The organism is Flavobacterium sp. CG_23.5 (assembly GCF_017875765.1).
GTDB lineage: Bacteria > Bacteroidota > Bacteroidia > Flavobacteriales > Flavobacteriaceae > Flavobacterium.
Window position 1 is genome coordinate 627,771 of record NZ_JAGGNA010000001.1, and the last position, 15,508, is coordinate 643,278.

At 36.4% G+C, this 15,508-nt stretch carries 7 protein-coding genes; 4 read left to right on the forward strand and 3 right to left on the reverse strand.

Features of this window, described 5'->3' with window-relative positions:
• The first annotated feature begins 498 nt into the window (after positions 1 to 498).
• The 4 genes from H4V97_RS02595 (at position 499) to H4V97_RS02610 (ending at position 12,880) form a co-directional block, all read left to right on the forward strand.
• Positions 499 to 9,414: a gliding motility-associated C-terminal domain-containing protein gene (locus H4V97_RS02595; protein ID WP_209548816.1), complete on the forward strand. Its 8,916-nt coding sequence runs from the start codon at positions 499 to 501 to the stop codon at positions 9,412 to 9,414.
• A 163-nt stretch (positions 9,415 to 9,577) separates the two neighbouring features.
• On the forward strand, positions 9,578 to 10,486 hold the full coding sequence (locus tag H4V97_RS02600) for a type IX secretion system membrane protein PorP/SprF (RefSeq protein ID WP_209548817.1): 909 nt from the start codon (positions 9,578 to 9,580) through the stop codon (positions 10,484 to 10,486).
• Between the two features lie 11 nt (positions 10,487 to 10,497).
• Positions 10,498 to 10,908 carry a flagellar motor protein MotB gene (locus H4V97_RS02605; RefSeq protein ID WP_209548818.1) on the forward strand — a complete coding sequence of 137 codons (411 nt, stop codon included), beginning with the start codon at positions 10,498 to 10,500 and terminating at the stop codon, positions 10,906 to 10,908.
• Between the two features lie 28 nt (positions 10,909 to 10,936).
• Positions 10,937 to 12,880, forward strand: coding sequence for an OmpA family protein (locus tag H4V97_RS02610; protein ID WP_209548819.1), 1,944 nt, complete (start codon positions 10,937 to 10,939; stop codon positions 12,878 to 12,880).
• A 62-nt stretch (positions 12,881 to 12,942) separates the two neighbouring features.
• On the opposite strand, the gene H4V97_RS02615 is transcribed toward H4V97_RS02610, so the two are convergent.
• From H4V97_RS02615 to H4V97_RS02625, 3 genes are all read right to left on the reverse strand, one after another.
• The gene (locus H4V97_RS02615; protein ID WP_209548820.1) at positions 12,943 to 13,446 is read right to left on the reverse strand and encodes a CAP domain-containing protein; all 504 of its coding nucleotides are present in this window, start codon (positions 13,444 to 13,446) and stop codon (positions 12,943 to 12,945) included.
• A 356-nt stretch (positions 13,447 to 13,802) separates the two neighbouring features.
• On the reverse strand, positions 13,803 to 14,393 hold the full coding sequence (locus H4V97_RS02620; protein WP_245345177.1) for a CAP domain-containing protein: 591 nt from the start codon (positions 14,391 to 14,393) through the stop codon (positions 13,803 to 13,805).
• 604 nt (positions 14,394 to 14,997) lie between these two features.
• Complete coding sequence (locus H4V97_RS02625) at positions 14,998 to 15,501, reverse strand: CAP domain-containing protein (protein WP_196851111.1); 504 nt, start codon at positions 15,499 to 15,501, stop codon at positions 14,998 to 15,000.
• Between the last annotated feature and the right edge of the window lie 7 nt (positions 15,502 to 15,508).

Below are 15,508 nucleotides of genomic sequence, written 5' to 3' on the forward strand. Positions count from 1 at the left end.
AATTCAAACACTTGTAATACATATAGTTAGGTTTAAAAAATAAATTAAATAAATTTTATTGAGAACTCAACTCTTTAACTAAATAATAGAGTTACAGCAACGATTTTACTTAAAATTTAATTAATTCTCATCGAAGATTATTCCATAAAATAACAACATTTTATTATCTAAAAAATTAAAATATAATTATTATGAAAGAAAAAATTACTTTTCATACCCTAGTTTTCCACCTACTAGCTACGAATAAATATTCTGAATTTGAAGTTCCAAAATATTGGGCTTATTTCGTTCAAACTATGATATCCCTTTTTCAAAAGAAAATATCAGTTGATCCCTTATTTAATTATTTAAATACTATTTCTAAAAAAATAGATCTGATCCCTATGAAGTTTAAGGAGTTGATGAAAATTAAAAATTCGTCAATATACATAAGCATTCTCAACCCTAATCTCTGCTATCAAAATTACTTCCCTTTCTAACGATTTAAAACAAATCAACATGAAATCAACTTTTACTATTTCAACAAAGCTGTTTTATTACTTTTTAGTAACTTTTTTAAGTTTCTCGTCAGGTATACTTGCCCAAACCATTGGCCCTGGTATTGCACCAGTTAATACACCAAGTGGAGGTTTTTCTATCGACGGAACACTTAAAGCCGACACAAATACTGGAGATTGGGTCGATGGAACCGGAACAGGCGGATTCGTGCTTGCAAATTCAGGAGCCCCTTTAATTTCAGGAACTACTTATCATCTCTTTGATCCCTATAACACTTCAGGTGACAACATTTTTGGAGGTGGCGATAAAGTAGGTGACAATCCAAATAGTTGGTCATGGGTTACTGGGACTGCGAATGACAAAACAGACATGAACAATGCTTTAATTCATCTAACAACTGATGTTAAGGGAAATGTATGGGTCATTTTTGCCGCTGATCGTTTAAGCAATAGCGGTAATGCCTATGTTGATTTTGAGTTTCTTCAAACTGCTATGACTAAAACTGCTACTGGTTTTCAAACTTTGGCGCCCGCCTCAACTGGTGGAAGAACTGAAGGTGATTTCTTGTTGACAGTATATTTTGAAAGCGGTGTTGCCAAATTTGACATTCAAAGATGGGAATTTAATGGAAGTGTATGGGGATACAAAACCTATTTTGCCTCACTTCTACCCGACTCCGTTTATGCTGCAGGAAATTCCACTAATGTTCCTGTACCGTTTCAAGCATTTGGAGTTAATAACTACTTAGAAAATACATTTATTGAATCTGCGGTAAATTTATCAGCGGTATTAGGTAAAATTGACCCATGTAGTAGTCTTATAATAAAAACAGTTTTTGTTAAATCTAAAACCTCAATATCATCATCCGCAGCTATTAAAGACTTTTTTGAGCCGCTTCCTATTGATAACCTCACCCTTGGAAGTGCTGATGCTGGAGATGACGATACTACATGTGCAGGGTCTTCATACATGCTTCAAGGAGTGGCTATTCCTAGTGATGGTTACACCATTATATCTAAAACATGGACTCTAATAAGTGGATCCGCTACTATTACAGATTCAAATGATCTGCATTCACTTGTAAACATAACCGGAAGTTCAGCTACATTTCGACTTACTGTAGTAACGGGACCTATAGTAGGTTCAGGAGCACAATGTACGGTATCTGACGACGTGGTTATTACAGTAAATCAACCTTTAACTTGTTCTATCAATGGTCCTAATGGTCCTTTATGTCCATCATCTTCTTCTAATAGTTATTCTGCGCCTGTCAGTGCTACATACGCATGGAGTATTTCAGGAAACGGAACAATAGTTGGAAGTACAAATTCTCAAAGCGTAACTGTAACTGCAGGCGCGAACTGCAATGAAACATTTACTTTATCATTAACAATTACTGGAACAAATGGTTGTACTTCTATCTGTACAAAAACAGTAAATGTTTTGGATGATACAAAACCAACTGTAACTGCACCATCAACAACAGATCTTGAATGTGCAACCGATTTACCTGCGGCTGTAACAACTATTGCGAACTTTAACGCACTTGGGGGTGCAGCAGCGAGTGATAATTGTTCCAATACAGCAAATCTAGTTGTTACCGCTTCAACAGGTTTGTTAATAGGTACTACTTGCAGCGGGTCAATCACAAGAACCTATACTATTACAGATCCTTGTGGTAATGCTACCAGCGTAAGCCAAGTGTTTACAGTAACTGATAACACTAAACCAACTGTAACTGCACCATCAACAACAGATCTTGAATGTGCAAGTGACTTACCTGCAGCTGTAACAACTATTGCGAACTTCAACGCACTTGGGGGTGCAGCGGCGAGTGATAATTGTTCCACTATAGCAAATCTAGTTGTTACCTCTTCAACAGGTTCGTTGGTAGGTACTACCTGCAGCGGGTCAATCACAAGAACCTATACTATTACAGATTCTTGTGGTAATGCTACCAGCGTGAGCCAAGTGTTCACTGTAACTGATAACACTAAACTAACTGTAACTGCACCATCAACAACAGATCTTGAATGTGCAAGTGACTTGCCTGCGGCTGTAACAACCATCACGAACTTCAACGCACTTGGGGGTGCGGCGGCGAGTGATAATTGTTCCACTACAGCAAATCTAGTTGTTACCTCTTCAACAGGTTCGTTGGTAGGTACTACTTGCAGTGGGTCAATCACCAGAACCTATACTATTACAGATTCTTGTGGTAATGCTACCAGCGTAAGCCAAGTGTTCACAGTAACTGATAACACTAAACCAACTGTAACTGCACCATCAACAACAGATCTTGAATGTGCAAGTGACTTGCCTGCGGCTGTAACAATTATTGCGAACTTCAACGCACTTGGGGGTGCAGCGGCGAGTGATAATTGTTCGAATACAGCAAATCTAGTTGTTACCTCTTCAACAGGTTCGTTGGTAGGTACTACCTGCAGTGGCTCAATCACCAGAACCTATACTATTACAGATTCTTGTGGTAATGCTACCAGCGTAAGCCAAGTGTTTACAGTAACCGATAACATTAAACCAACTGTGACTGCACCATCAACAACAGATCTTGAATGTGCAAGTGACTTACCTGCCGCTGTAACAACTATTGCGAACTTCAACGCACTTGGGGGTGCAGCGGCGAGTGATAATTGTTCCACTACAGCAAATCTAGTTGTTACCTCTTCAACAGGTTCGTTGGTAGGTACTACCTGCAGTGGGTCAATCACCAGAACCTATACTATTACAGATTCTTGTGGTAATGCTACCAGCGTAAGTCAAGTGTTCACTATAACTGATAACACTAAACCAACTGTAACTGCACCATCAACTACAGATCTTGAATGTGCAAGTGACTTACCTGAAGCTGTAACAACCATCACGAACTTCAATGCACTTGGGGGTGCGGCAGCGAGTGATAATTGTTCCACTACAGCAAATCTAGTTGTTACCTCTTCAACAGGATCCTTGGTAGGTACGACCTGCAGTGGGTCAATCACCAGAACCTATACCATTACAGATTCTTGTGGTAATGCTACCAGTGTAAGCCAAGTGTTCACAGTAACTGATAACACTAAACCAACTGTAACTGCACCATCAACAACAGATCTTGAATGTGCAAGTGACTTGCCTGCGGCTGTAACAACTATTGCGAACTTCAATGCACTTGGGGGTGCAGCAGCGAGTGATAATTGTTCGAATACAGCAAATCTAGTTGTTACCTCTTCAACAGGTTCGTTGGTAGGTACTACCTGCAGTGGGTCAATCACCAGAACCTATACTATTACAGATTCTTGTGGTAATGCTACCAGTGTAAGCCAAGTGTTCACAGTAACTGATAACACTAAACCAACTGTAACTGCACCATCAACAACAGATCTTGAATGTGCAAGTGACTTGCCTGCGGCTGTAACAACTATTGCGAACTTCAATGCACTTGGGGGTGCAGCAGCGAGTGATAATTGTTCGTCTACAGCAAATCTAGTTGTTACCTCTTCAACAGGTTCGTTGGTAGGTACTACTTGCAGCGGGTCAATTACCAGAACCTATACTATTACAGATTCTTGTGGTAATGCTACCAGCGTAAGCCAAGTGTTTACCATAACTGATAACACTAAACCAACTGTAACTGCTCCATCAACAACAGATCTTGAATGTGCAAGTGATTTACCAGCGGCTGTAACAACCATCACGAACTTCAACGCACTTGGGGGTGCAACAGCGAGTGATAATTGTTCCACTGCAGCAAATCTAGTTGTTACCGCTTCAACAGGTTCGTTGGTAGGTACTACTTGCAGTGGCTCAATCACTAGAACCTATACTATTAAAGATTCTTGTGGTAATGCTACCAGCGTGAGCCAAGTGTTCACTGTAACCGATAACACTAAACCAACTGTAACTGCACCATCAACAACAGATCTTGAATGTGCAAGTGACTTGCCTGCGGCTGTAACAACCATCACGAACTTCAACGCACTTGGGGGTGCAGCAGCGAGTGATAATTGTTCGACTACAGCAAATCTAGTTGTTACCTCTTCAACAGGTTCGTTGGTAGGTACTACCTGCAGTGGCTCAATCACAAGAACGTATACTATTACAGATTCTTGTGGTAATGCTACCAGCGTAAACCAAGTGTTCACCGTAACAGATAATACTAAACCTGTTATATCTACAAATGCATCTAACAAAACAGTAGAATGTGACGGTCTTGGAAATGACGCAGCATTGCAGACTTGGCTAAATAATCACGGAGGCGCTGCTGCAAATGATGCTTGCTCAACTATAACTTGGTCCAACAACTTTTCAGCATTAAGCAACGGTTGCGGGGCTACAGGAAATGCTTCGGTAACTTTTATTGCCACTGACCAATGTGGAAACGCTAGCCAAACTACTGCTGTTTTTACAATAGAAGATAAAACTCCGCCAACGTTTACAGCTCCAGCTAATATCACTCTCAGCAGTGATAAAAATTGTTTTGCTGATTTAAGTACTGCATCTACAGGCACAGTTACAAATATTAAAGATAATTGTGATTCTAATCCTACTGCAACTTTTACAGATGGTGATTGCTTTGGCGAGTCAGACAATCAATCAATTAACGCAGGAGTGGGTAATTATTTTCCCTTTACTGTTTCTGGATTTGATGGTGTTTTAGCAAGTGCCATTGAAAAAGTAGCTTTAGCTTTTGAAACGAACCAAGGAAAAGGAAGAGCCGAATTTACTCTAGTTTCGCCTAACGGTCAGGCAGTTATTTTAGTTGGTCCATATTGTACAGGAGGCGCTTGTGACGACGCAACATCCAATACTAAGGAATTATATTTACCTGTATTTTACCCAAACAGTTCTGGATATCCACAATGGAATAACAACAATTTTGTTCAAGATGGTGTAAGCCAAAACTTTATTCCAAATGGAGGAACTACTTCTCCAAATACTATTTCTGGAATAACATCATATGTCTCTAGTTTTGAAAATCTTACTGGCCCTATGAATGGTAATTGGTTTATTTATTCAAGAAAGCAAGCTAGTGTCAATGGTAGTATAGATTTCAAAAGTGTCTGCTTAAGACCTGCTGTTTTGTGCACAAATAATAAGATAATCGTAAGACATTGGTCTGTAAGCGACGCTTGCAGCAATGCTGTTAAATTTGATCAGATAATTCAAGTAATTGATACAATTAAACCTACTTGGATTACAGCAGAAAACTCATTAAACGTTACTGTCGAATGTAGTGATGTTAATGGATTAGCAACGGCTCAAGCTTTATTTCCGATAGCTACTGACAATTGCGATTCAGATGTTAAAGATATCCAAAAAGTGTGCGGTATATTTAAACCATCCGAAGGATGTACTAATGCAGGAACGTATACCAATACTTGGATTGTAGTAGATGAATGTGGTAACACTTCTTCAATATTTACTCAGATAATTACTATTCAAGATACAACTCCTCCTACAATTAACACAGCCGCTTCAAACACGACTGTCGAGTGTAATGGAGATGGGAATCAAAATTTAATAGGTGATTGGTTAGCTAATAATGGAGGCGCAACTGCTTCCGACACTTGTTCAAACGTAACTTGGTCTAATAACTTTAATGCCCTTTCAAATGATTGTTCGGCTGCAGTGACAGTTATATTTACTGCAAAAGATGGATGTGGAAATACTGCATCAAGTTCAGCTACATTTACTGTAGTAGATAAAACTAAACCTGTAGCTCCTCAAGCTCCTGCTGATGTGACTGTATCTTGTAGTACGAATGTACCTGTCATGCCTTCGCTTACAGCGATTGATAATTGTGCCGGTCAAATTACGACTGCAGGAATAGATGTTATATCAGAACGTCTGTGTGCTAACTCGTACGTTATCACTCGAACTTGGACATTTACTGATGCTTGCAGCAATTCTTCTTCTTCGGTGCAAACTATTACCGTTCAAGATATAAATGCTCCAGTAATTACTGAACTGCCAGCAGCTACAACAATCTCTTGTCCTGCAACGCCTGAGTTTACTCAAGCAACGGCATCTGACGAATGTGGTTCTGCTTTCGAATTGAACTTCATAGACGTAAGTACTAATGGCGCTTGTACTGGTTCCTATTCTGTTACCAGAACCTGGACCGCTAAAGATGCTTGTGGAAATTCATCTACTTCGTCTCAAACCATCAATGTTCAAGATGTAACTGCTCCAGTAATTGCCGCTTTACCAACTGCTTCAACGATTTCTTGTCCTGCAGCGCCTGAGTTTACTCAAGCAACGGCAACTGACGAATGTGGTTCTGCTTTCGAATTAACTCATATCGATACGACAGTCGATGGTGCTTGTACCGGTTCCTATTCTGTTACCAGAACCTGGACCGCTAAAGATGCTTGTGGAAATTCATCTACTTCGTCTCAAACCATCAATGTTCAAGATGTAACTGCTCCAGTAATTGCCGCTTTACCAACTGCTTCAACGATTTCTTGTCCTGCATCGCCTGAGTTTACTCAAGCAACGGCAACTGACGAATGTGGTTCTGCTTTCGAATTGAACTTCATAGACGTAAGTACTAATGGTGCTTGCGCCGGAACTTATTCTGTAACCAGAACTTGGACCGCTAAAGATGACTGTGGAAATACTTCTACGGCTTCACAAACCATTAACGTTCAAGATGTAACTGGTCCTGTGATTGCTCAATTACCAACAGCCTCAACAATCTCTTGCCCTGCAACACCTGAGTTTGCTCAAGCAACTGCAACAGATGAATGTGGTTCTGCTTTTGAATTGAACTTCATAGACGTAAGTAATAATGGTGCTTGTGCCGGTTCCTATTCTGTTACCAGAACTTGGACGGCTAAAGATGCTTGTGGAAATACTTCAACAGCTTCACAAACCATTAACGTTCAAGATGTAACTGGTCCTGTGATTGTTCAATTACCAACAGCCTCAACAATCTCTTGCCCTGCAACACCTGAGTTTGCTCAAGCAACTGCAACAGATGAATGTGGTTCTGCTTTTGAATTGAACTTCATAGACGTAAGTACTAATGGTGCTTGTGCCGGTTCCTATTCTGTTACCAGAACCTGGACCGCTAAAGATGCTTGTGGAAATTCATCTACTTCGTCTCAAACCATCAATGTTCAAGATGTAACTGCTCCAGTAATTGCTAATTTACCGTCAGCTACAACAATCTCTTGTTCTGCAACGCCTGAGTTTACTCAAGCAATTGCAACTGACGAATGTGGTTCTGCTTTCGAATTGACTCATGTCGATACGACTGTCAATGGTGCTTGTGCCGGTTCCTATTCTGTTACCAGAACTTGGACCGCTAAAGATGCTTGTGGAAATTCATCTACTTCGTCTCAAACCATCAATGTTCAAGATACAGTTGCTCCAGTTATTGCTGCTTTACCAGCTGCTTCAACCATTTCTTGTTCTGCAACTCCTGAATTTGTTCAAGCAACGGCAATTGATGAATGTGGCTCTGAATTTTTATTGACTTCAACGGATGCTAAAACTTCAGGTGCTTGTGTTGGTTCCTATTCTATAACTAGAACTTGGACCGCTAAAGATGCTTGTGGAAATACTTCAACAGCTTCACAAACCATTAACGTTCAAGATCTTTCTGGTCCTGTGATTGCCGCTTTACCAACAGATTCAACGATTTCATGCCCTGCAACACCTGAGTTTGCTCAAGCAACTGCAACTGATGAATGTGGCTCTGATTTTACGTTGACGTCAACGGATGCAAAAACTCCAGGGGCTTGCGCAGGTACTTATTCTGTAACAAGAACTTGGACGGCTAAAGATGCTTGTGGAAATACTTCAACAGCTTCACAAACCATTAACGTTCAAGATCTTTCTGGTCCTGTGATTGCTCAATTACCGGCTGCGTCAACAATCTCTTGCCCAGCAACACCTGAATTTGTTCAAGCAACGGCAATTGATGAATGTGGCTCAGTTTTCGAATTGAAATTCATAGATGTAACTACTAATAGTGCTTGCGCCGGTTCCTATTCTGTAACAAGAACTTGGACCGCTCAAGATGCCTGTGGAAATACTTCTACTGCCTCACAAACTATTAATGTTCAAGATGTAACTGGTCCGACAACTGTAACTCCATTTAGCTCAACTATAGACGTGAGTTGTGATGCGATTCCTGCAAGACCTGAAGTCGTGTTCGTTGACAATTGTTCATCTGTTTCACCTGCTACATTTATAGAAAACATTATAAATAGAACTCAAGATTCCTATTCAATTGTGAGAAAATGGACTGTATCAGATTCTTGTGGAAACACATCCACAATTACCCAAATTGTTAATGTTTCGATTTCAAATAGTCTAGTAACAATTCCCGCTTCTGCTTGTAATAATGGGGAAGTGACAACGATTGATCTATCTAGTCTTTTACCTGTAGGAACTCCTGCAAACGGAAGCTGGACAGCGACAAATAATTCAGTAACCCTACAAGGAAGTATACTTACTGTTTTTGGTCTTGCTAAAGATGATTATGTTTTCGAATACAAAATTGAAGATGCAAATTGTCCTAGAAGCATTAAGATAAATATGACGATAGATGAATCCTGCAAAGGTATAGTTTTGCCTTGTGCTACGGTATTGGTTCATAATGCCTTCTCTCCAAATGGAGATGGAATTAATGAAAATTTCATAATCGACAATATTAATCCTACCGCCGATTGTTATCCGGATAATACGGTCGAAATTTACAATCGTTGGGGAGTATTGGTTTTTGAAACTCGAAACTATAACAACGAAACTAATAATTTCAATGGAATTTCAAGAGGAAGAACAACCATTAGTCAGTCTTCTGGCTTACCTAGTGGCGTTTACTTCTATATTCTGAATTATACCTCTAAAGACAATAATGGTAACCTTCAGACGAATAAAAAAGACGGGTATTTATACCTAACTAGATAATTTAAATCTAAGACCTGAGGATAAAAGGATTCTCAGGTCTTACAAAAATAGAATCAAGTGCTCCTATCTTCTAATGATAAACGTTAATTAATTTAATCCATTTGACCTGTTGAACTCTTTAATAATCTGTTCGATAGCTAATTAAAAATTATAAATATCTACTATGAAAACAAAACTATTTTCATTCGTTTTGATGTTTACAGCCATGGTAAGTTTTGCGCAACAAGATGCTCAATTTACGCAATACATGTACAACACAATCAATATTAATCCCGCTTATGCAGGATCAAGAGGAGTTCTAAGTATTTTTGCCTTGCATCGCACGCAATGGGTCGGGCTAGACGGTGCACCAGTTACTAATGCGGTGTCCGTAAATACGCCACTAAACGGAAGTAATTTGGGATTGGGAGTTTCTATTGTCAATGATAAAATAGGACCAACTCACGAGAATACACTTTCCGCTGATTTGTCCTATACCATACCTACCTCAGAGACTTTTAAACTTTCTTTTGGTATTAAAGCGACCGCTAATCTGTTTGACTTAGATGTCTCAAGATTAAATCCAGCTGATGATGATCCTAGCTTACATGATTACAGTAATAAATTTACGCCCAATATTGGTGCGGGTATTTATCTGCATTCTTCTAAAGCTTATGTGGGTTTTTCAGTGCCTAACTTTATTGAATCAAAAAGATACGATGATAATGAAGTGGCTATTTTTAAAGAAAAAATCAACTATTATTTAATTGCCGGTTATGTATTTGATTTAACTAATGACATTAAATTCAAACCTGCAATGCTAACTAAAATGGTTGTTGGGGCTCCTCTTCAGGTAGATGTTTCCGCAAATTTCATGTTCAGTGAAAAGTTTGTTGTGGGAGTAGCTTACAGATGGAGCGCTGCATTAAGTGCTATGGTTGGTTTTCAAGTTTCAGATGGTTTGTATATAGGATACGGCTATGATCATGAAACTACTAATTTAAACCGTTATAATTCTGGTTCGCACGAGATTTTCTTGCGCTATGAATTATTCAATAACACCAATAAAATTATTACTCCGAGATTCTTTTAAAATCAATCTCTATGAGAAACACTATTATTTATATAACAACATCATTAAGTCTTATTTCATTTAAAATTTATTCCCAAAACGAAAAATTTTATGTAACCAATAAAATAAATGATAAATATGCCTACATCGATGTGTTAAAAACATATGAAAGGGTAGCTGAAAAAGGGTATAAATCCGCAGATCTGTTTCAAAAATTAGGTAATTCATACTACTCATATGGTGAACTGGACAAAGCCGCTAAATGGTATGGTGAATTATTTGCGATGACTAGTGATTTGGAACCCAAATATTATAATCAATATGCTCAGTCTTTAATTTTTATTGGTCAAAAGGGTAAAGCCGACGAAATATTAGAAAAATTAAAGCAAAAATTAGAAGCTATTGATTCTAAAAAAAATTATAAAAACAAAATTAAAAAATAACTCCAAGATTCTCCTTAAAACAATTATTATGAAAAATTATATACTCCTTTACATAACAATAGTAAGTGTTTTTTCATGTAACATTTATTCCCAAAAAGCGCGAGTAACCGCAGCGGACAAAAAATATGACAACTATGCCTACGTTGATGCTATAAAAACCTATGAAAGGGTGGCTGAAAAAGGATATAAATCCGTGGATATGTTTAAAAAATTAGGAAATGCCTATTATTTCAATGGTGAACTTGATAAAGCTGCTAAATGGTATAGCGAATTGTTTGCCATGAGTACTGAAACTGATTTGGAAGCCGAATATTATTACCGTTATGCCCAATCTTTACGATCAATCGGTCAAAATGATAAGGCAAATGAAATGTTAGAAAAATTCATCCAAAAATCAGGAAACGATAGTAGAGGAAAACTTTTTAAAGAAAATCCAAACTATTTAGAAGCAATAAAAGCTAACTCTGGAAGATATCAATTAGAAGATGCGGGAGTAAATTCTAAATATTCAGATTATGGTACAACTATTTATTCAAATAAAATCGTATTTACGTCAGCTCGAGACACAGGAAGTTTAGGACATAGAACTAATTCATGGACGGGTCAACCCTTTACAAACTTATATACTGCTGATTTAGGTGATAACATGATAACGGGGGCGCCAAAGAAATTTGATAAAACTATCAACTCAAAATTTCATGAAGCAACGCCTGTTTTTACAGCTGATGGAAAGACAATGTATTTTACCAGAAATAACTTTCTCAATGGTAAAAAAGGAAAAGACGGAAATGACATTACTTTAATAAAAATTTACAAAGCTAGTTTAGAAAATAATACGTGGACTAAAATAACAGAATTACCGTTTGACAGCAATAATTATAGTACAGCGCATCCCGCCTTAAGTCCCGATGGCAAGACTTTATATTTTGCTTCTGATATGCCGGGAACGTTAGGTCAGTCCGATATATTTAAAGTCAAAATTAATGACGATGGCAGTTTTGGCACTCCAGAAAATTTAGGTAACGTAATCAATACTGAAGGTAAAGAAACTTTTCCTTTCGTCAATGATGAAAACGAGATCTATTTTGCCTCAGATGGTCACCCAGGTCTAGGCGGATTAGATGTTTTTGTATCCAAAATAAATACAGATGGTACATTCAGTAAAGTACAGAATGTTGGAGCTGATGTTAACTCTCCTAAAGATGATTTTGCTTATATAATTGATACGAAATCAAGAAGAGGTTATTTTAGTTCCAATAGAGATGGTGGTCAAGGCTTCGATGATATTTATAAATTCTTGGAAACTAAAAGACTTACTTGCGAGCAGTCATTGTATGGCGAAGTTACAGATTTGGTAACAAAGGAACTTCTTCCAGATGCCAAAATTAGTATATACGATAGTCTTTTTAGCCTTATTAGTTCAACTGTATCTGATGAAAAAGGTAACTATACTTTTAAAGTAGAGTGTGGTAAAATGTATAATATAAGAGCCGAAAAAACAGAATATACAACCAAAGAACAAAAAATTACTATTGCCGAAGAAAATGGTAAAACATATTTACCAATCGCATTGGAAAAATCCAAATGCAAGGTCACTATTGGAGATGATTTAGGTAAATGTTTTGGAATAAAAATGATCTATTTTGATTTTGATAAATCTAACATTAGAGAAGAAGCAGCAATTGATTTAGAAAAAATATTAGATGTCTTAAATCAAAATCCAACTATGAAACTAGATATACGTTCCCATACTGATAGTCGAGGAACATTCAAATACAACGAATCATTATCCGATAGAAGAGCTAAATCGACTATAAAATGGTTGGTTAAAAACGGAGTAGATTCGAGTAGATTGACCGGTAAAGGATATGGTGAAAATCAACTTGTAAACAAATGCTCTGATAATATGGAATGTACTGAAGATGAACATCAACTTAACAGACGAAGTGAATTTATAATTACTGCTTTGTAAAAATTAAAAAGAGGCTGCGACTTGGGGGAAACAGCCTCTTAATCCAAAATAAAAAACTCGACTTATATTTTCACAAAGATATTAGTGTAATATTTTCTTCCATTCGCCGGATTTTCTCTAATGGATATCCCAAAATTAGTAAAGTCACCTTCAATGTTAACTTTGTGTCCTGGACTTTCTAACCAAGCCTTTAAAGCTGCTTGAGGACTATTATAGTTGTATGCAATATTTTCACTAACTGTTTTAGCACCTAAAACTTTCATAATGTTTTCAGATCGAGCAACAAAATCATTATGATTGACCACATTATTAGTGATCATATAATTAACGTGCTCTTCTGACTTGTATGAAATATGATTAATTTTTGCTAAAGGATTTAAACCTACACTAACTCTGTAACCATTAATCAAATCCATAGTTTGTAATTCTGTAGCGCTATATGTATATTCAGTCACTTTTTGAGACGAAGCTTCTGCAGTTGCTGATGTAGAATTATCAGCAGAACACGAAACCATAAAGTAGGTCACCGAAACAAGCAAAATTTTACTAAGTAGGTTTAGTTTCATAAAATAGTAGTTTAAGTTTAAAGTAGAATGTGGGGCAAACTTCTTTACGATATTAATAAATTTTGATTTTTAATATTATTTAAAACTACATTTTTTGTCGGCAAACTACCAAATAAAATCGATGAAATACGTTGTAATTATTAATTTACATATATATTTCTTACATATTTTACTGTAATCATCGATTTTTTAAGTGCATTCTTGTTAAGTTATATATAAAATTACATGCCAAATTAATCAGTATTTGATTTACAGTCAATTAGTTAATTTTGTGCACTATTTAATTTGCATAGCCACTTGTATAAAAAAAGAGACTGCATCTTGATGATACAGCCTCAATATTCCAAAAGAATAATTTATATTTTCGCAAAAATATTGGTATAATATTTTCTGCCGTCAGTTGAACTCACTCTAATCGAAATTCCAAAATTGGTAAAATTACCTACAATATTAGCTTTATGTCCAGGACTGGCCAACCAAGCATCAAAAGCAGCTTGTGCATTACTATAATTATACGCAACATTTTCACCTATTGCGTTAGCTCCTAAAACCTTCATTATGTCTTGAGAACGAACACTGAAATTATCATGACTAAGTATATTCGTAGTAATCATATAATTATTGTGTTCTTCAGCTTTTAAGGAAATGTAATTCGTTTTCTGCAAAGATTTTAGCCCATTATTTACTCTATAAGCATTTATTAAATCCATAAGTTGGATCTCAGCAGTGGTATAGGTATAACTATATGTATCTGATATTGGTAATGGACTAGCTGTTGCAACGGGTAAAGATGTTGTTGATGTAGTCGGCGCTACTGGTGTTGGTGTTGTAACTGGGGATACTGATGCTGTTGGCGCATTAGGGGCTACATAATGATCCGAGGTACAAGAATTCATCGTACTTATTACTGAAATAAGTAATAATGTAAAAAGTGATTTTAATTTCATAAAAATTTGTAGTCGTTGAATTATCAATTAGTTTGCATTCCAAATTATTTGAATAATTTTGAGTTTGCTGCACATTGTTAAAAGTCAAAACTACCTTTTTTTGTCGGTGAACAACTAAAGAAAACCGTTAATTTACATAAGTTTAACTAGAGATTATGTGTTTTTCTTACATTAGAATAAAGTCTTTTAAACCCTCACTATAAAAATTATTGACTACCATATTTTTTTGTACAAACAATTGAATGTTACTTAGTAAAATGTAATTAGTAATACTAGTGCGTTGGTCAAATACGTTTGCAATCTACAAATCATTCACATTAAAATTTCTTCACGATCTTCATAATTAAATTCGTTTCTGAAAATTCAAAAATAGTAATTAAAATTTTACTTTGGTTGCATGCCATTCAAAATAGTTTAAAATCCATGATTGCAATTAACGTTTGTAATCGCAGTGATTTTTAAAAGGGATCAAAAAAAAAATAAGTGATTTTTGAAAAAAATATGAATCTAAAAAAGTTCTTAATTTAAAATCACTAATATTTTATAAAAAAAAAGAGGCAATCTCTGGGGGGAGACAACCTCTAAATTCCAAAAAAAAACTAACTTATATTTTTACAAAAATGTTGGTGTAATATTTTGTTCCGTTTGTTGGATTTGTTCTAATTGCGATGCCGAAATTAGTAAAATTGCCTTCAATATTTGCTTTATGTCCTGGGCTAGCTAACCATGCATCAAAAGCTGCTTGAGGAGTACTATAATTGTAAGCAATATTTTCACCTACAGTTTTTGCACCTAAAACTTTAATGATATCTTCGGAACGAGCAACAAAATCATTATGATTAACGACATTGTTTGCGATCATATAATTGTCATGCTCCTCTGACTTTATAGAGATATAATTAATTTTTTCTAATGGATTTAATCCAATACTAATTCTATATTTATTTATTAAATCCAAAGTTTGATTTTCGGAAGTACTGTAAGAATAATTAGCTACAATTGGAGAAGAAACACTTGCCGCTTGCCCGACTGAAGAATCCGAAGAACAAGAAAACATGGTATTTATTGCTGAAAAAAGTACTAATGTACGAAGTAAATTAAATTTCATAAAACGT